Consider the following 19025-nt stretch of genomic DNA (forward strand, 5'->3'; position numbering starts at 1 on the left):
CGATAATCTCCCCCAACAAAGCGCATCAAATCAATACTCTCCCATGCCTTATTTCGGCACGGCCACTTTATGGAACAGACGATACAACACAGGTACGACAATCAATGTCAGTACCGTCGCAAATCCAAGACCAAACATAATGGTCACTGCCATCGGTTTGAAGAAAATATCAGGCAGTAACGGCACCATGCCTAAAATGGTGGTTATTGCCGCCATACACACCGGACGCACACGACTGAGCGAGGCATCAACCACCGCAATATAAGGGTCTTTACCCGATTTCATTTCTATTTCGATCTGATCCAGTAGCACAATACCATTTTTCAGCAACATACCCGAGAGGCTTAAGAAACCAAGTAGCGCCATAAAGCCAAATGGGGTGCTGAGTGCGAGTAAACCCGTCGTCACACCAATCACCGCCAGTGGTACCGTTAACCAGACGATGAGAGGTTCCTTAACTGAATTGAACAGGAACACAGTGATAAGGAACATAAATAGGTACCCCATCGGCATGGTCTGAAACAGCGAGGCTTGCGCATCTCTTGATGACTCATATTCGCCGCCCCACTCTAACGAATAGCCAGGGGGCATCGGAATCGCTTCAATTGCTGGCATCAGTCGGGTTTGCAGCGTCGCAGCGGTCTCTTCACCTAAAATGTCTGGGTCGGCCATCACAGTGAGAATGCGCTTGCGGTTTTTCCGCACTATGATCGGATCTTCCCACTTGAGTTCATACCCCAAAGTGACCTGCTGCAAGGGAATGTACTCACCCAAAGCCGGGCTCCAGATCTTCATCCCCTCGATATTGCGAATGTCAACACGCTCAGCTTCGGGCAAACGCGCCACAATCGGCATCAAGGTTGTCCCATCACGATAGACCCCGATCGCTTTTCCCGAGAATGACATCGCGAGGAATTCATCCACATCCGATTTAGTGATGCCATAGCGGCGTGCTTGGCTTTCATTAAATTGCGGCTCAAGTACTTTAGTCCGTTCTCGCCAATTGTGACGGACATTTGTCGCGCCTGGATCTGCATACATCACATCCATCACCTGTGATGCGATGGAGCGCAGTACGGTCGGATCCGATCCCACAATACGCGTCTCGATTTTCGCGCCACCACCGGGGCCTAATTCAATCTGTTTTAACTTGTAGTTAATTTCCGGGAAGTGATTGCCGATATATTGGCGAAACTTCGCCATCAGCGGTGCCAGTGCTTCATAGTTCGTCACGCGGGTGGTGATTTCGCCATAGGCTGCGTAGCTTTTCTGCGGTGCGTAAGTGAGCATAAAACGCTGTAAACCTTTGCCTGCCGTTGTCGTGACGTGCTCCACACCATCTTGTTCAGCCAGCCAGTTTTGCAACACTTTGAGCTTGGTGTTGGTCGCGCGAATATCAGTGCCTTCAGGCAACCAGATGTCTGCTTGGAATATCGGTGTGGTAGACGATGGGAAAAACGCCTGTTTAACTAAAGTAAAGCCATACAAGCTGACGAACAAGCCGACTAATAGTACCCCCATTGTCAGCCACGCGCGCCGCATACAGAACTCGAGAAAGTTTTTATATATAACAAAAATCATCCCTTGATACGGGTCAACCTCATCTCCACTCTGCTGCGTATTCACCTTGTGACCTTTAAAAAAGAGATCGGCAAAAAATGGAGTTAAAGAGATAGCAGTGAACCAACTCAACATCAGGGAAATCAACAGAACAGTAAAGAGCGTGCCACAGTATTCACCCGTTGCATCTTGTGACAAACCAATCGGTGCGAAGGCCGTTACAGCGATCACCGTAGCACCGAGCAAAGGCCATTTGGTTTGCGTGACAATATCCGTCGCGGCTTGAAGACGTGTTCGTCCTTTTTGTGTGCCAATTAAGATACCTTCGACCACCACAATGGCGTTATCAACCAACATTCCCAGCGCAATAACCAAAGCCCCTAGGGAAATACGTTGCAGATCGATCTTAAAATACTGCATGAAGATGAAGGTACCGAGCACGGTAAGTAACAAGATCAAACCGATCAACAAGCCTGAACGCAACCCCATAAAAAAGAGTAGCACTATGATGACGATCGCTACCGCCTGCCCCAGACTTACGACAAACCCACTCACCGATTTATCCACTTCTTTCGGCTGACTGTAAATTTCTGCGATATCAATCCCAACGGGTTGTTGATATTTGAGTTCGGCCAAACGTCGGTCAAACAGCTTACCAACTTCTACCACGTTGACACCTTGAGCAAAGGAAACACCAATATTCAACGCCAATTTGCCGTTAAAGTTAATGATATTGCTCGGAACCTCAACATATCCGCGTTTGATCTCTGCTACATCACGCAGATAAATCAGCCCCTGCGCACCATTCTCTGTGATGATCAAATCGCCCAGTTGATCCACATTCTGGAACTCGCCAGTAGGATGTATACGAATGTACTCATCGCCAATGCGAATCGCTCCGGCATCCGATACCGCATTCTGGGTTGAAAGTAAGTTGAACACTGTGTTGGGAGAAAGACCAAGGCTACTCAAACGCTTCATCGAAACTTCAATAAACACTTGTTCTTGTTGCTGCCCAGACACCGATACCTTACTGACTCCGTCCACCAGCTCCAGCTCTCGACGTAAGTAATCAACGTAGTCCAGCAACTCTTTGTAACTGTAACCTTCCCCAGTTATCGCCAATAAAATGCCGTACACGTCACCAAAATCATCAATCACTTGCGGAGCATTAACACCCGGCGGTAACTGGCCTTTCAAGTCATTGACTTTGCGACGCAGCTCGTCCCAAATCTGCGGTAAGTCATTTGGCCCGTAGTTCTTTTTCATTGAGACGGTGATTTGTGACAAGCCACGGCTCGACAAGGAGTTCACTTCATCTACATACGGAAGCTGTTGAATGGCTTTCTCTAACGGGTAGGTCACTTCTTCTTCGACTTGCTGCGGTGTTGCTCCGGGATAGGAGGTCACCACCATGGCGTCTTTAATAGTAAAAGCAGGGTCTTCCAAACGTCCTAGACCAAAAAAAGCCGCCGTGCCGCCAATCAAGAAAATCAGCGAAATCATCCAACTGATTACACGATTACGAATAAAATAGGCCGCAATTCCCGCTATTTCTTGGTCGCCTTGAGGCGAGCGTTGTGTGTTGTCATTCATTGCCAGCCTCCTGAGCAATCACGTTTACCGCCATGCCATCCCGCAGTCTGGCAACTCCCGCGACCACGACTTGATCATCCTTGTTTAAGCCTTGATAGATCTGCACGCTCTCTTTCGAGGCTTTACCGACCACAACTTTGCGCTTACTTACCGTACTATCGGCATTCACGATCCAGACAAATTTATTGTCAGTATTGAGTGAGTCGCCATCAGCATTGAACAGCGCTTCGATTGGTACTCGGATCCCTCGATTGAGATCCAATCCCATTTGCTCGCCTCTCGCCGTCACTTCCACCGCCATGCCATCGAGAATAAACTCGTTTTTCGGCATAGGCATCGACAGGGTGACGGTAAATGTGCCCGTTGCGGGGTCGGGTTCTGTGGTGAACTCTTGAATGCTTGCCACATATTCATTGCCGCTGGGAACACGGACACTCGTTTGAATTTGCGATAATTTTTCTTGGGATGGCTGATTGGTATAGAGTTGATCTGGCAATTGAATTAGCACTTCTACCGCATCCAAGCTGTGAATATTGACCACTTGCTGGCCAACTTGTACGTTCTCAAACTTCTCAACATTAACGCGAGAGATAATGCCATCCATCGGCGCTTTCAGTTGAGTAAATGAGAGGCGTAATTTAGCCAGTTCTAATTCGGCTAGGGCAATTTCTCTTTGCGCCGCAATTTCGTCAAATTGCGATTTTGCCAATAGCCCTTTTTCAACCAAAGGCTTGGAGCGATTGAACTGGCTGTCCACCACGGAAAAGCGCGCTTGGGCATTTTCAACCTCTAATCGATAGTCGGTTGGGTCGAGTTCTGCGATCACTGCGCCTTTGAGGATCCTATCCCCTTCACGGACATGCAGATTAGTGACTTCACCAGCGACGCGAAAGCTCAATTGAGATCTCTGTGCGGCATGAGCCACCGCAGGAAAATAGAGACTGTCTGGTATTGCGTTGTCCACCTGATTGGCCACTTTCACGTTTGGTATCAGCGGCTTTTTTGTTTGCTGCGGCTCGCTACAACCACTCAACCCTACACTGGCCAAGATACAAAAATAGGTCCATTGCTTCACGTTACAGCCCTCGCTCTTTGATCCATTCACGCACTTTTATTCCTGCTTCTATACCACTGACACCAGAAATAATGATCCTGTCACCATCCTGAAGGCCGCTCAAGACTTCACGCTTAGGATTGAGTTCAATCGGTGCCGCCTCAACGACACCCTCTTTATCTACGCGCCAAACGTACTGCCGCTGATCGCGCATAAAAATCGCACTCTGTGGAATTTGTGTTGTCATGTTGGAAGAGGCCACAACCTGTACATTCCCAGCCATGCCCGGCAGCACTCCCAACTCCTGTGGGCGCTCCATGATCATAGTAACTTTGTAACTGCCTGTTTTAGCATCTGCTTCCGTATCAATTTCTTGAAAACGCAAAGGGAATTGATGAGACGGAAAAGCATCAAACTTCATGCTCGCCATCGGTTCTTTTTCTGAAGAAAAGCGGCCAAGCAGGTGGCCTGGCAGTTGAAAAATCACTTTTAACAATTGATTACTTTGAATGTTCATCACCGCCTGCTTCGCCCCGATATACTGATGTTTCTCCGCCACCACCAGTGACACGGTGCCATCATAAGGCGCAACCAGTTTGGTGTACCGCAAGTTAGCTTCCGCTTGCTCTAAAGTGGCACGCGCCGAATTATGATTAGCCTGAGCTTGGTCGAAGTCTTGTTCTGAAACCACTTTGTCGGTACGTAGTTTTCTAAAGCGTTCATACTGCACGTCAGCCAAGGTAAAATTCGCTTTGGCTTGTTTGCTAAGTAAGGCGTACTCATCGGGGTTTAACGAGGCCAGTATTTGCCCTTTGCTCACACGTTGCCCTGCGGTTACTTCGATGGTTTGCAACTGTCCGGGAACCCGAAAAGTCAACACGGCTTTGTCTCCAGCCTCCGAAATAGCGGGAAATGAGCGTTCAAACTGGGTATTGCCAACGGAAACAGTGAACAACTTAGCGGGCCTGGATTCTGGTTCAGGAATAGGCGGGAGTTCACGGCCACAGCCACTGACTGTCGCCGCAACCGCCAGAAAAACAAACGCTTTTCGCATGGTAATCATCCGGTTAGATTGAAGTAACTAAACCTTAGGCAGCGTACGCTTTTTGTTCCAGTGTAAAGCTTGAATTAAGTTGGAATCAGACAAAAAAAAGAGCAAGCTCAAAGCTTGCTCTCAGTTTTTCTTTTGATTTGAGTGGCACTTGGCTCGATTAAAGCTTGCTAAACTCGCGGTTTACTTTGAATGTATCCGACGTCACATACGCTTCCATATCACGAACCTTACCTTCAATTTGACTAAAATCTTTTTCTAACACAGACAGTAGCTCTTCCGCACTTTGCCCTGCCTGCCAAGGCTTTGCTTTAAGCTTATGCTCCTGTTTTGCCTTAAGATTTTCTTCATATCTCATCGGCTGCTTTTCCAGCATCAACGTCATCGCGACATAGGCCAAAATCACCAGAAAGCTGCCGCCGAGCAGCGCCGCTGAAATAACTAAGATACGAATCAGCCACACTTCCGCACCGAAAAAATTGGCAATACCCGCACACACGCCAGAAAGTTTGCCATTCACCGGGTCACGGTACAGTTCTCTATCACTCATATCTGCGCCTCCAATCGGGTGTTTCTGCATCGAGAATGCGTTCCAGAGTCTCGAGTCGGTTTTGTAACGATTCCGCTCGCTCCGATAGAGACTCTAGCCTTTGCAGATCGACATTCGATAGCCCGCTGCTGGCTTTGCGCTTACTACGGTAATGAAGGAACAGCCAAAGTGGTGCGACAAAAATCAGAAAGACAATTAATGGTCCAGCGATCACAAATGTCGTCATAGTGGCTCCTTGGATTATTTTTCTTGTGAGTTAACTTGCTCTTTTAGCTTTGCCAGCTCTTGTTCAATTTCGTCTTGCGCCTGAAGTTCGGCAAACTCTTGTTCAAGTGATTTGGACGCGCCGCTGTTGGCGTAGAGATCCGCTTCCGCTTCAAGCTCATCGACTTTACGCGCGTACTGTTCAAACTTTGCCATCGCTTCATGGGTGCGGCCAGAACTGAGATGACGTTGTACATCGCGACGATTTGACGCGGCTTGATTGCGAATGGTCAACGCTTGCTGCTTGGCTCGTGTTTCGGCAATTTTGGTTTCCAGTTTGCCGATCTCACCTGTCAACTTTTCGATGGTTTCTTCAACTAAGGTTTGCTCAGTATGCAGCCCTTTAATGATATCTTGCAATTTTTGTCTTTCAATTAGCGCGGCACGCGCCAGATCTTCACGCTGTTTACTCAACGCTAAGGTCGCTTTTTGTTGCCAATCGGCGATCTGTGCTTCCATCGCTTCAACTTTACGCGCCAGCTCTTTTTTATCTGCCAACGCTTTCGCCGAGTTGGTGCGCACCTCAACGAGTGTGTCTTCCATTTCCTGAATAATGAGACGAATCATTTTTTCCGGGTCTTCAGCCTTGTCGAGCAAGGCGCTGATGTTGGAATTGATAATGTCTGCAAAGCGAGAAAAAATGCCCATAATGAAACTCCTCTGTCACTCTCTGGACTCGTGCGCTGCGTTAGGGTGCACGACATAAAATACTTGGTTGCTAAAGATATAACAATAAGTGTGCCAACTTAAAATTTCTTTTTTTTCATGTAGATAGCAATTTCATTGTCTGAACGCCACACTATGCTATGATGATTATCACCAATTTTTGGCAAATTTTACCACCTCGCCTCTGCTGACCATGAGAAGGATGTTATGAAGCAAAACCTTATCGGTGAATCGCCGGCTTTTCTTGCTGTGCTAGACAAAGTATCGCAATTGGCGCCTATTGAACGCCCGGTTTTGATCATTGGCGAACGTGGCACAGGAAAAGAGTTGATAGCCCAGCGGCTTCACTATCTCTCAAAGCGTTGGGATAAACCACTACTGTCACTTAATTGCGCAACACTCAGCGAAGGTCTGATTGATTCCGAACTGTTTGGTCACGAATCTGGCTCGTTTACGGGGTCAAAAGGAAAGCACAAAGGTCGCTTCGAACGGGCTGAAGGTGGGACTTTATTTCTCGATGAACTGGCGACAGCACCACTTATGGTTCAGGAAAAGCTGCTGCGGGTGATTGAATATGGAGAATACGAGCGAGTTGGTGGCCAACAATCACTGACTGCCGATGTGCGGCTGGTTTGCGCGACTAACGCTGATCTACCACAAATGGCAGAAAGCGGGGTTTTTCGCGCCGACTTGTTAGACAGGCTGGCATTTGACGTCATTATGTTGCCGCCACTTCGAGAGCGTCGCGAAGATATCTTATTGTTGGCCGAACACTATGCAATCAAGATGTGTCGCGAGCTAAAACTCGATTACTTCGTCGGTTTTACGCAAAACGCCCAAAACCAGTTGAACGAATACCCATGGCCAGGCAATGTGCGTGAATTAAAAAACGTGGTCGAACGAGCTATCTACCGCCACGGGCTCGATCCTGAACCTATCGATGAACTGAGTTTTAACCCGTTTACTACCAATTGGGAGCAAAAAAACACCGTAGCAAGTCCGGTCGCTTCACCCGCTAAACCGCAAGCGAGCAACCTTACAGAAACGGCAGAGCATCCCATCACCCAGTTTAAGTTCCCATTGGATTATAAGCAGTGGCAAGAGAACCAAGATATTTTGCTGCTCACTCAAGTATTAGAAGAGAGTAAATACAACCAACGCCAAGCCGCTGACTTGCTCGGTTTGAGTTATCATCAGTTTCGCGGCATGGTGAGAAAATACGCATTAGTTGGGCAAAACTAGCACGAAAAAGCAGCGTGACAATGTTACACTTAACACAATCACGAGAGTCCGTTTGCTCGGGTTGACATGCTTCGGCTGATGAGAAAAATAGCCGTGATAACGCCTTGCTGAAAAACGAATTTGTGTTTGGAGCCCAGTGATAAAAATGGTAGATTAGTGCGCTATTTTGGCGCTGATTCTCAGCTCATCCATACGAAACGTTTCATTTTATGAAAACATTGATACAGCTTGCATTCGGATTGATTGGCATCGGCCTACTTACGGGATGTGGTAATGAAGTTGACCACACGGAAATCCGTAAGAGCGGTTTTGTATTCTGCGGCCAGAGTAATCTGAAAACTTTTAACCCGCAGCTCATTGATAGCGGCATTACCGCTGATGCATTGAGTCCGCAAATTTACGATACCCTGCTCACGTTAGATCCCACCACTCATCAACCGATCGCGAGTATTGCCCAAGATTGGCAGGTGAATAAATCGGGCACCGAATACATTTTAAATCTGCGAACTGATGTCGCGTTTCAAAACACAGCTTGGTTTACCCCAACTCGCAACCTTAACGCGCAAGATGTAGTGTTCAGTTTTCGTCGTATCATTGACCCAACACACCCTTACCATCTGGTCGGCGGTGGCAGTTATCCTTGGTTTACGGGAATCGATCTGGCGAACTTATTAACCGATGTGGTTGCCTTTTCCAATCATCAGGTAAAATTCATTCTCAGCCGTCCTAACTTTGCTTTTTTATCGAATCTCGCCACCAGCCACGCGGTGATCCTTTCCGCCGAATATGGCCATCAGTTGGCACAACAAGACAGCAAAGAGCGAATGGATCTCTATCCTGTGGGTAGTGGCCCTTTTGCACTCGATGAGTTTCAAATCAACGATCTGGTTCGTTTGCGCCGCCATGAGCACTACTGGCGAGGCCCCGTTAAGATGGAACAAGTCGTATTCGATATTTCTCAGCGTGGAACGGGAACGTTGGCTAAATTGCTACGTAACGAATGTGATGTGCTTAGTTCGCCGATCTCAAGCCAGATCCCCGTCATTGAAAAGCATCCCAACATGGTTCTAACGGCAACACCAGCGATGAACGTCGCATTTATTGCCATTAATACCAGCCACTTAGCCCTGCAAGATGTCCGCGTTAGACAGGCGCTCAACTTAGCCATAAATCGACAAAACATCCTCGATTCGGTCTACTATGGTACGGGGACACTCGCTTACACCTTGCTACCACCAAGTTCTTGGGCTTACCAAAAAGACAGCGTCAAAATCCGTTTTGACCGTAACTACGCCTTAGCACTGCTGCGTGAGGCTGGCTATGAGAGCGGATTAACACTATCTATGTGGGTTCCTTCTGAGCCGAGTGCTTACAATCCGAGCCCACGTAAAACCGCAGAACTGATTCAAGCTAATCTGGCGGATATTGGGATTCAACTCAATCTGCTTTATGAAGAGCGTTTCGAGCGAGTATTACCCGACGAAACACTCGCCGACCTGATTCTCACTGGCTGGGTCGCTGACACAGGTGATCCGGATAACTTTCTGCGCCCACTGCTGTCGTGTAATTCAGAGCTTGCTGGCATTAACGTGGCGATGTGGTGCAACAGTGATTTCGATTTTCTGCTCGATCTGGCGCTTGAAACCGAAAAAAATCGTTATCGTTTAAACTTATATCGCCAAGCACAGAACATCCTCAATGAAGAGTTTCCTGTCATTCCATTGGCACACGGCGTGCAATTTCGCGCCCATGACAAATCTCTGGTTGGTTTTAAATCCAGCCCGTTTAACTCACAACCTTTCGACAGTGTGGAGAGAACCTATTAATGTTTTGGTACACGGTTCGACGACTGAATCTGTTTGTCATTACGCTGACGATTCTGACCATCGCTGGCTTTTCCATTCTGCGCCTAGAGCCTGATTCCGTCTGGGCAAGAGCGGATTTTTGGCAAGGTTGGCAGCTTTATCTCAGCGAACTCACTCAGCTTAATTTTGGCGTGAGCAAGAATGGCAACCAAATCTTTGATGAGCTGGCAGTGGTGTTTCCCGCGACACTGGAGTTGTGTATTCTGGCCTTTCTACTGGCGCTATTTATCGGTATTCCGTTTGGCACGATTGCAGGTATGAAGCAAGGAAAATGGGTGGATACCACCATCTCATTTATCTCTATGTCGGGATACTCTGCGCCGCTTTTCTGGGTCGCACTTCTGATGTTGATGGTTTTTTCGTTGCACTTTGAACTCTTCCCCGTGTCGGGCCGCTATGACTTGCTCTACGAAATCCCACATGTCACCGGTTTCGCTATTGTTGATGCGTTTTTGGCTCAAGGACCTTACAAAGCGCACGCACTGCAAAGCGTCATCGAACATCTGGTGCTTCCTTGTCTAGTGCTGGCGCTCGCGCCAACGACGCAAGTGATTGGCTTGATGCGCGCTTCTGTGGCCGATGTCATGAGCCAAAACTACATTCGTGCTGCGCGAATCAAAGGTTTAACGACCCGGCAAATTGTCACTCAACACGTAATGCGCAATGCCATACCGCCGATTATTCCCAAAGTGGGCGTACAACTTTCAAGTATGCTGACGCTGGTGATCATCACCGAATCAATTTTTAACTGGCCCGGAGTGGGACGGTGGCTGCTGGATGCCCTCTCCAACCGAGATTATGTTTCGATTCAGGCAGGCGTTATGGTTGTGGCGACGCTGGTTTTGACAGCAAATATTCTGTCAGACTTGATTGGCGCGATGATAAACCCTCTGGTAAGGAAGGAATGGTATGCTAACCGATAGCGTCTACCAGGAAGAGCATATTCCAACACAGTTCGAGCGTTTCTGGCGGAGTTTCCGCAGTAACAACCTCGCGATGTTTGGTTTATGGTGTTTGGCGTTAATAACGCTCGTCACGCTGTTTGCGCCGCTGCTCGCGCCTTACGATCCACAAGCGCAAACCAGCCAGCTTTTGCATCCGCCGTCATGGAACCCGGCAGGCACAGTGGATTATTTTCTCGGTACCGATGACCTTGGCCGCGACATTCTGTCGCGTTTGATCATGGGCACTCAACCGACCTTCGGCGCTGCCGTCATCGTCACTGCCATCGCGGCGTTTTTGGGTTGCGTTATCGGTATTTTAGCTGGTATGACCAAGGGACTACTATCGAGTACTTTGAACCACTTACTCGACACCATTATGTCCATTCCTTCACTCCTTTTGGCGATCATCTTTGTGGCGTTTTTCGGCGTTGGCGAGATGACGGTATTGCTCGCAGTGTGTTTAGCACTTATCCCACGTTTTATTCGCTCGGTTTATATTGCAGTGCACACGGAAGTAGAGAAAGACTACATTCTGGCCGCGCGACTGGATGGAGCAAATGACTTCTACTTGCTGTGGAACTCAATTTTGCCGAATGTGTTGACGGTTGTCGCTGCCGAGTTGACTTTGGCGCTCTCGGTGGCAATTCTCGATATCACTGCACTCGGCTTCCTGGGCCTTGGCGCACAAGCGCCTAGCACCGAATGGGGCGCAATCATAGGTGATTCGGTTGAACTGATTTATTTAGCACCTTGGACGGTCACCCTGCCGGGTTTATCGATCATGTTTACCGTGGTGGTAATCAACTTAGTCGGCGAAGGTGTGCGCCGCGCGCTCAATGCGGGGATTGAATAATGCCGCTGTTAGACATTCGTCATTTGACGATAGAAATCGAAACGCCACAAGGCTTGGTCAAAGCGGTTGACCGAATGAGTTTAACCTTAAATGAAGGGGAAATTCGTGGCTTAGTGGGCGAATCAGGCTCGGGTAAAAGCTTAGTCGCGAAAGCGATTGTCGGGGTTTGCAAAGACAACTGGAAAATAACCGCAGACCGTATGCGACTCGGCAACATCGACTTGCTCCAGCTCACACCGAGCGAGCGGCGGCGTGTTATTGCTCGCGATATCGCGATGATCTTTCAAGAACCTTCGACCTGTTTGGATCCTTCTGAAGAGGTTGGCCATCAGCTGATTGAATCGATTCCATCGCGCACTTTCGATGGAAAATGGTGGGAGCGCTTTAAATGGCGCAAAAAACGCGCGATAGCCTTACTGCACAAAGTGGGGATCAAAGATCACGAACGCTTGATGAAAAGCTACCCCTATGAGCTAACTGATGGGGAATGTCAGAAAGTGATGATTGCGATGGCCATCGCCACCGCGCCAAAACTGCTTATCGCTGACGAACCGACTAATGACTTAGATCCCATCACACAAAATCAGATCTTGCGTCTGCTCAGTCGCATGAACCAGCTCAACAACACCACTATTTTGTTGATCGGCCACGATTTAACCAACATTACTCAGTGGGCTAGCCGCATCACTGTGATGTATTGTGGCCAATCGGTCGAATCGGCAGATACCGATAAAATATTGGAAGGACCTAAGCATCCATACACAGACGCACTGCTTAAGGCTATGCCCGATTTTAACCACTGGATCCCGCACAAGCAGAAATTGCAATCCTTGCCCGGATCGATTCCACCTTTGCAACATTTGCCTATAGGCTGTCGACTGGGCCCTCGTTGTCCATACGCACAGCGCCAATGTGTGGAAATCCCTTACGCAAGACGAATTAAAAATCACAAGTTCAGTTGTCATTTCCCTCTTAATACGGAGAAAGATTCATGAGTGCTCTGCTGGAAGTGGACAATCTGTGCAAAGATTTTGTCACTCGTTCAGGCTTGTTTAGACGCAAAGTTCAACATGCGGTCAAACCAGTGAGTTTTACCCTAGAAGCAGGGCAAACCATCGGTTTTATCGGTCAAAACGGCTCAGGAAAATCGACTCTGGCTCGCATGCTGGCAGGCATGGTTGAACCCACGTCAGGCGAGATCCGCGTCAATGGTGAAAGGCTGGAACATAAAGATTACGCCACGCGCTGTAAGCTTATCCGGATGATATTCCAAGACCCTAACACCTCGCTCAACCCGCGCATTCAGATTGGGCGAATTTTGGAAGGGCCGCTGAAGCGAAATACCAACATGCCACCAGAAGCGCGTCTCAAACGTGTCAAAGACACTTTACTGCGTGTTGGCTTGCTACCTGAACACGCCTACTTTTACCCACAGATGCTGGCTACCGGGCAAAAGCAGCGTGTTTGTTTGGCCAGAGCGCTGATTCTGCAACCCTCGATTATTGTCGCCGATGAAGCCCTTAACGGTTTGGATATGGCCATGCGTTCGCAGATCATCAACCTGTTTCTTGAACTTCAAGAGGAAATGGGCGTGTCGTTTGTCTATGTATCGCAACACATCGGTATCATCAAACACATTACGGACAAAGTGATGGTGATGCATGATGGCGATGTAGTCGAGTCTGGTGAGACACAACTGGTCCTTGGCGATCCTCAACACCCGATCACACAACGCTTGGTTGAAAACCATTTCTATAAAGCGCCCGTTCATTATTGAGCTTGGCAGCAAAGGCATTGCCCAATTGAGAAGATCAGGCATTGGAGTTACGAATGAAGATCACGGTTAAGTCTCTGTGGAAAGGTTTTCTTGTGCTGCTTTGCTCTCCCGCCCTGCACTCCGCTCCAAATATCGAAACCTGGCGTGACCCCACGTTTGTCGAAAATGCCTTTATTCAAGTGGCGTTGCGTGACGAATACAGCCCGGGGGAAAAGCCCATTCGCAAGTGGCAAGAGCCCATCTCTATTTTTGTTGAACATCAGGTTGGTGACCAAGCGCTGCACAATCAACTGCTACAAATGCACATCGCCCATTTAGCACAACTCACGGGATTGACGATTGAAGTCACCAGTAGCCGAAAAAAAGCCAACGTGGTTTGGGTGTTCACTCAAGAAGCAAACTATCAACAAGTGGTGAGTCAATGGATAGGCAAAGCGTCTGACGAAGAGCTCGCCAGTGCCATTTGTAAAGCAGGATTCAAGCAAAAAAATGGCGCGATCTATTCTGGCGCTGTGGTTATCCCGGTCGACAAGGCGCGAGAATACGGCAAACTGGTTGCCTGCGTGGTGGAAGAGATTACCCAAGTGCTTGGCTTACCGAATGATTCTGATGAGGCCTATCCTTCGATATTTAATGACCACTCACCGGAAGAGCTGCTGTCACCGTTGGATGTAGTATTGATTGCCCTGCTCTATCATCCAGAAATTAAAGCAGGCATGTCAGAAAGCGAAGTCAAGCCCGTCATTGAGCGGGTTTTACGCCAGTTCGAGCAAGATGGCACCTTGAAGAACGCGGTTAAAACGGCCAAGAGTGCGGAACTTTTTGCGCTAGTAGGTTACTGATTGGGCGACAAATATTACTTGAAATAAAAACGGCGCTCACCTGCGCCGTTTCTATACTTGTCACATTTCTGTCAGCCAACTTATTTGCGAGCGGCCTGCTTTTTCAGCTCAAAATCGAACTCGTCAGGGAACAGAATCACCCCTTCTTCGTTGATACTTGGAAAAACTGCGACCGACAGTTGGTCTTCTTCTAAACCTTGCGTCCAGCGGCTATGCCATTTATTGAGCGAAATAGACTCCGCCTGACACTCTTGCCAATCGCCCGTCGCCCACTCTTCGGCAAATTCTTTGTTTGGCCAGACTGGCACGCACTCGTCTTCGTCACTGTTGAGCATCACACAACCATGCTCATCGGTGAGGATCCACACTTGGCGCTGGGCAACAATCTCTTTAATGCAGTAACGCAGGCGCTGCTCTTGGTCGTAGCTGTTGATGGTTCGGATTTGATCTTGAGATAAAGGGGTCGTCATGGCGAATCTCCGCTCGTGCCGTTATGGGCCAAAATTGACCAGTAAAAACGCCCACCTGCGGTCGCAAATGGGCGTTTCCATTATGGGGTAATCCCCATGGTTCTACCAGCGCGAGTGCAAACACTCGGCGCTCATCTGCCGCTTAAGCCAACTCAACTTGCAGCCAAGGCCAGCCTTGCTTTTTACGGCTTAGGGTGTTTTCCATCATCAGCAAACCGTCTTTTTGGTGTTTTGCCAATTTCTCAGCCCATTCACCTTTGTAAATCAGACGTGTCTGCGCAGTTGTGATGTCGGTGAGCATCACGGCAGCAAACGCCAGCGCTTGCTCGTCACAACGACGTTGCAGATCCGCTTCAAGCGCATCAATCATGCCATCAACCTGCTCAAGCGTCGCCAATTCAACCTGACCAACCACCACATCACGGCCATTAAATGGGTAAGCTTTAAGATCTTTTTCCACCAACTGCGCCGCAGACAAGCCTTCAATGTCTGTTTTAGCAATCAGTAGATCTTTGATGAACTTATCAAGATCCGCAACGCCAGCCAATTCTGCCAACTCCATCACTGCCGCTTTGTCTTTTTCCGTGCAAGTTGGAGATGCGAAACCAACGGTATCGGAAAGAATGGCAGACATCATCAGTGTCGCCAGCTCACGTGTAATTGGCGCATTTTCCATTTTGAACAGGTTGAACAAAATGGTACAGGTACAGCCCACAGGCCAGATCCATGCTTCAAGTGGATTGACAGTCATCACGTCACCTAAACGGTGGTGGTCAACAATACCCAAGATTTCTGCTTCGTTGATGTCATCTGGCGCTTGAGCCAAGTCCGTGTAGTCAACCAGCCACACTTTCTCGCCTGCGACACTGGTGCGCAGTTCTGGCTGGTCAACGCCAGCGGTTTCAAGAATGTGTTGAGTTTCGCGGTTGATTTCGCCTTGGCGAATCGCTTTCGCTTCAAGGCCGCGAGCTTTCAAAAGCTCAGTTGCCACCAAAGCGCCACAAATGCTGTCACTGTCCGGGTTTTTATGACCTACAACTAGAATCATTGTCTTTCCTATCTCAATATTGTTATTCCCGCCACGCTGCCGCTCAGCGGGTATGCTCACAAAGCCGCATACTTTACCTGATTTTTTTAGAATGTCATTGGCCGAAAACAAGAAAAGCGCTGTTTCAAACAAAGGGCATGAAATCATTTGAGAATAATTGTCATTTACATATAATGAGAATAATTCCTATTTGTATGTTGTGAGGTGCCTATGGAGATGACGAAATCTGTACAACAATGGACAAATCCATTTTATCTCTCACAGTTTCACTTTGCGTACAAACGTCTGGTGTTACCTGTATTCCTGGTCGCTTTACTGGTGACGCCAAGCACTCAAGCCCTGACTGTTACCGCCTTGTCTGACTCATTTTGGGCTGTCTCTTGTTATGTGGCGCTCACCTTAGTGATTTATCATTACTTGGCGCGTGTGTTGAAAAAAGATAATGCCCTAACCCGTTTGTACCATTATTCTCGGAACTATCAGGTATTGTTTGCCGCCCTGTTAGGCGCGCTACCCGGCTGTGGCGGTGCGATTGTCGTCACCACTCAGTTTGTGAGCGGGCGAATTGGCTTTGGCGCTATTGTTGCCGTATTGACCGCCACTATGGGCGATGCGGCGTTTCTTTTGCTGGCCAGCGAGCCCATCACTGGGTTGGGTGTGGTTGCTCTTGAGGTGGTAGTAGGTACGCTTTCGGGCCTGACGGTGAACTACTTTCATGCCGATGATTTTCTGCGTCCAAACCAACCTGAAAAAGCGGTGTGTGATATCTCGTGCCAAAAAACGTCTGAAGATCTTACTCAGGTGCAGCAGCATGCGATTAATCTGCAAGGCACGTTCTGGCAATGGATGATTATACCAGGTGCTATCGTTGCCCTGCTTGGCTCATTTCAAGTCGATATCAATCAGTGGTTGGGTCTTGGTGAAGAGCGCATTGAATGGCTGGGTGCTCTGTTAGCCATAGTTTGTATGTTGCTTTGGGCGCTCACCAAAGAGTTACAGGATTACCAGTCGACGGTGGCTGAAGATGAAAAAAAGGCGGGCTCACACCCAATGCAAAAAGCAGCACAAGACACCAATTTCGTCAGCGCTTGGGTGATCATGGCTTTTCTCGCCTTTGAGCTGTTCAACCATTTTTCCGGCATCAACCTCACCGAATCGCTGGCAGGTTGGGGACTATGGATGCCGCTGGTTGGCTTAGCGGTTGGTATGCTGCCCGGATGCGGCCCGCAGATTTTAGTCACGGGCTTATACCTCTCTGGGGCGGTTCCTTTGTCTGCACAATTGGCAAATGCCATCTCTAATGACGGTGATGCGCTCTTCCCTGCGATAGCGATGGCGCCCAAAGCGGCCTTGATTGCGACGATTTACTCGTCTATCCCGGCGTTTTTGGTCGGTTATGGCTATCTGCTCTTATTTGAGTAAACCACTTTATCGGCCGTGCCCCCCTTTTCGCAAGGAGGGCTATCCGCTATTTTCCGCGCGTGAAAATCGCTTTGGCGTTTAGCCCTTTGCCCAGCGACAAAATAAACATCTGGCAGGGTTCTTCGCTTAACCGCTCTTGTGTCCAATAGTCATACCAATACACGGGAGTGTCGGCGATCAAGGTGATGGTTTTTTCCTCTTGCCCATGATAATTGAACAAGCAGTGCAGATCGTTGTGCTCTGTGAGTTTCAAAAAAGCGTGATTGAGACTGAGCGCGGTGAACTTCGCCGCTTCCTGATTGTGTTTCTGCCGCACCATCAATTTGCTCAGGCTGGACTTGGCAAAAGCGGAGAGCTCCGGCAGTGGATCGCCACTCAGTAGCAAACCACCACTGGCAAGTAGCACGGTGCGATGAAACTCATAGTCTGCGCGACTTGCGCCCTGATTGGCGAGCGAAGTAAACGTGGCGCAATCTGGATCGATTTGCCACAACTTACGATGCTGCCAACTGCGATAGAATGTCTCTTTGGCGATTTGCTCAAAACGTGCCGCATGCCGTTCAACATCATCGGACACACGCATCGCATCCACCAGACCAAGCGACGGCCACATTGGCGCATTGCAGCCTAGCAGCCACGCCTCTCCCGCACCTTTGGCGATGGCCTGCATACCAAGTCGATACGCTTCGACCGAGGTTATCCCTTGAATATAGCGATGACCTTTGAGCGCTCCCCAATAATTTGCATCCAGCTTAAACAGCTCCACACCCCACTCTTCGCGCATGGTTTTCACCACTTGGGTTAGGTGGTCTTGCACCTCAGGATGTGAGGTATCGAGCAGATACCATGGCGTACAGCGCCAGCCACCATAGGTGATCTCTTCCGCCTTAAGAAGATGCCCATCGGCATGACGTACAAACCAGTCGGGATGCTGACGAAACAGCTGCGATTCGGGCTGCGCAATAAAAGGGGCAAGCCAGATGGCGGGCTTTTTACCTGTGGCTCGGATATCGGTAATCACTTGTTTGATGCCTGAGGGGAATTTTTCCGAAGGCGTCAGCCAGTCGCCCATAAACGCCTGATAACCATCATCCAGCAGCACCCACTCGAGATCCGGCAAATAGTCCTCCATCTGCTGCAAATTAGCGTGAATGTCGTGCTCCGTCACGTCAGCATAATAGGCGTACCACGAACACCAGCCGATGGGCGCGGTTTGTGTCACTCCACGGCGCGCTGGGTGATGTTTACCAATCATCGCCGCGTATTCGGCATAGAGAGACGACAGTGACTCACCAGTGAGAATGGTCAGCGACTCAAGCACGTTACTGGTCCAATCGGTGACTTGAGTCTCTTCTCCGTCAAGACACGCCAACAACTGCCACGCGTGGTCGTTTTCGACCAATTCAAAATAGCCCGCAAAACGGTGACAAGAGGTAAAGCCAAACAAGGTGTAACCGTTCGGCTCTTCGACCACGAGAGTATTGTAGTAACGTTTGTTTGCGTGGGCGGGATAGAGGCGATACTGCTCGCTGTTGTCGGCACAGCGACCGATCTCAACAATATGCTGCCGTGTGCCACCCGTTTGCGCCAACATTTGAAACCCATCGCCATGCAATTGTGCATCAGCCGAAAAGTTAAACGGCGTTTGTAACAGCACCAAACGCGAATCTACCCTGCGGGCGTGAATGCCTTGATAGCGAAAATGGGCTTGGTTTTGCTCGATACAAACGGCGAGGTCGTCGTCGATAAGTTCGAACTCAATATGGTTGGCGAATAGGTGCGTCATAACTTTCTTCTTATTTTTCTTCTTAGGTTGATAGT

General features: G+C 48.9%; 17 protein-coding genes. 8 read left to right on the plus strand and 9 right to left on the minus strand.

Going from position 1 to position 19025, the window contains the following annotated elements; genetic code table 11:
• Nucleotides 1–48: 48 nt before the first annotated feature.
• The 6 genes from EWA64_RS03130 to pspA all read right to left on the minus strand — a co-directional run bounded on the left by EWA64_RS03130 (nucleotide 49) and on the right by pspA (nucleotide 6723).
• Nucleotides 49–3156, minus strand: coding sequence for an efflux RND transporter permease subunit (locus EWA64_RS03130; protein WP_061895566.1), 3108 nt, complete (start codon nucleotides 3154–3156; stop codon nucleotides 49–51).
• Nucleotides 3149–4231 carry an efflux RND transporter periplasmic adaptor subunit gene (locus EWA64_RS03135; RefSeq protein WP_061895565.1) on the minus strand — a complete coding sequence of 361 codons (1083 nt, stop codon included), beginning with the start codon at nucleotides 4229–4231 and terminating at the stop codon, nucleotides 3149–3151. The genes EWA64_RS03130 and EWA64_RS03135 overlap by 8 nt, the downstream gene beginning before the upstream one ends.
• A 1-nt stretch (nucleotide 4232) precedes the next feature.
• Nucleotides 4233–5264: an efflux RND transporter periplasmic adaptor subunit gene (locus tag EWA64_RS03140; protein WP_061895667.1), complete on the minus strand. Its 1032-nt coding sequence runs from the start codon at nucleotides 5262–5264 to the stop codon at nucleotides 4233–4235.
• 157 nt (nucleotides 5265–5421) lie between these two features.
• Nucleotides 5422–5811, minus strand: a complete 390-nt coding sequence (pspC, locus tag EWA64_RS03145) for an envelope stress response membrane protein PspC (RefSeq protein ID WP_061895564.1) — start codon at nucleotides 5809–5811, stop codon at nucleotides 5422–5424.
• Entirely contained in the window at nucleotides 5804–6037 is a 234-nt protein-coding gene (pspB, locus tag EWA64_RS03150; protein ID WP_039429614.1) for an envelope stress response membrane protein PspB, read from the minus strand. Before pspB ends, pspC begins: the two co-directional genes overlap by 8 nt.
• 14 nt (nucleotides 6038–6051) lie before the next feature.
• Nucleotides 6052–6723: a phage shock protein PspA gene (pspA, locus tag EWA64_RS03155; RefSeq protein WP_061895563.1), complete on the minus strand. Its 672-nt coding sequence runs from the start codon at nucleotides 6721–6723 to the stop codon at nucleotides 6052–6054.
• Nucleotides 6724–6948: 225 nt separating this feature from the next.
• On the opposite strand from pspA, the gene pspF reads away from it, so the two are divergent.
• The 7 genes from pspF (at nucleotide 6949) to EWA64_RS03190 (ending at nucleotide 14264) form a co-directional block, all read left to right on the plus strand.
• Nucleotides 6949–7983: a phage shock protein operon transcriptional activator gene (pspF, locus tag EWA64_RS03160; RefSeq protein WP_061895562.1), complete on the plus strand. Its 1035-nt coding sequence runs from the start codon at nucleotides 6949–6951 to the stop codon at nucleotides 7981–7983.
• Nucleotides 7984–8192: 209 nt separating this feature from the next.
• Nucleotides 8193–9809: an ABC transporter substrate-binding protein SapA gene (gene sapA / locus EWA64_RS03165; protein ID WP_061895561.1), complete on the plus strand. Its 1617-nt coding sequence runs from the start codon at nucleotides 8193–8195 to the stop codon at nucleotides 9807–9809.
• A complete protein-coding gene (locus EWA64_RS03170; protein WP_061895560.1) occupies nucleotides 9809–10771 on the plus strand; it encodes an ABC transporter permease in 963 nt (320 codons plus the stop codon). The genes sapA and EWA64_RS03170 overlap by 1 nt, the downstream gene beginning before the upstream one ends.
• Complete coding sequence (sapC, locus tag EWA64_RS03175) at nucleotides 10758–11645, plus strand: putrescine export ABC transporter permease SapC (RefSeq protein ID WP_061895559.1); 888 nt, start codon at nucleotides 10758–10760, stop codon at nucleotides 11643–11645. The genes EWA64_RS03170 and sapC overlap by 14 nt, the downstream gene beginning before the upstream one ends.
• On the plus strand, nucleotides 11645–12640 hold the full coding sequence (locus tag EWA64_RS03180) for a peptide ABC transporter ATP-binding protein (RefSeq protein ID WP_039429627.1): 996 nt from the start codon (nucleotides 11645–11647) through the stop codon (nucleotides 12638–12640). Before sapC ends, EWA64_RS03180 begins: the two co-directional genes overlap by 1 nt.
• Entirely contained in the window at nucleotides 12637–13422 is a 786-nt protein-coding gene (locus EWA64_RS03185; RefSeq protein ID WP_061895558.1) for a peptide ABC transporter ATP-binding protein, read from the plus strand. Before EWA64_RS03180 ends, EWA64_RS03185 begins: the two co-directional genes overlap by 4 nt.
• Nucleotides 13423–13475: 53 nt before the next feature.
• The gene (locus tag EWA64_RS03190) at nucleotides 13476–14264 is read left to right on the plus strand and encodes a DUF2927 domain-containing protein (RefSeq protein WP_082796717.1); all 789 of its coding nucleotides are present in this window, start codon (nucleotides 13476–13478) and stop codon (nucleotides 14262–14264) included.
• A gap of 80 nt (nucleotides 14265–14344) precedes the next feature.
• Here EWA64_RS03190 and EWA64_RS03195 read toward each other — a convergent pair whose 3' ends face one another.
• The gene (locus tag EWA64_RS03195) at nucleotides 14345–14734 is read right to left on the minus strand and encodes a DUF2750 domain-containing protein (RefSeq protein WP_039429631.1); all 390 of its coding nucleotides are present in this window, start codon (nucleotides 14732–14734) and stop codon (nucleotides 14345–14347) included.
• Between the two features lie 142 nt (nucleotides 14735–14876).
• Complete coding sequence (locus EWA64_RS03200) at nucleotides 14877–15782, minus strand: manganese-dependent inorganic pyrophosphatase (protein ID WP_039437646.1); 906 nt, start codon at nucleotides 15780–15782, stop codon at nucleotides 14877–14879.
• Between the two features lie 210 nt (nucleotides 15783–15992).
• Between EWA64_RS03200 and EWA64_RS03205 the strand changes: the two genes are divergently transcribed.
• Nucleotides 15993–17204: a putative manganese transporter gene (locus tag EWA64_RS03205; RefSeq protein WP_061895557.1), complete on the plus strand. Its 1212-nt coding sequence runs from the start codon at nucleotides 15993–15995 to the stop codon at nucleotides 17202–17204.
• Between the two features lie 46 nt (nucleotides 17205–17250).
• Here EWA64_RS03205 and EWA64_RS03210 read toward each other — a convergent pair whose 3' ends face one another.
• Complete coding sequence (locus EWA64_RS03210; protein ID WP_061895556.1) at nucleotides 17251–18990, minus strand: glycoside hydrolase family 36 protein; 1740 nt, start codon at nucleotides 18988–18990, stop codon at nucleotides 17251–17253.
• Between the last annotated feature and the right edge of the window lie 35 nt (nucleotides 18991–19025).

The sequence above is a fragment of the Vibrio cidicii genome (assembly GCF_009665415.1).
Taxonomy (GTDB): Bacteria; Pseudomonadota; Gammaproteobacteria; order Enterobacterales; family Vibrionaceae; genus Vibrio; species Vibrio cidicii.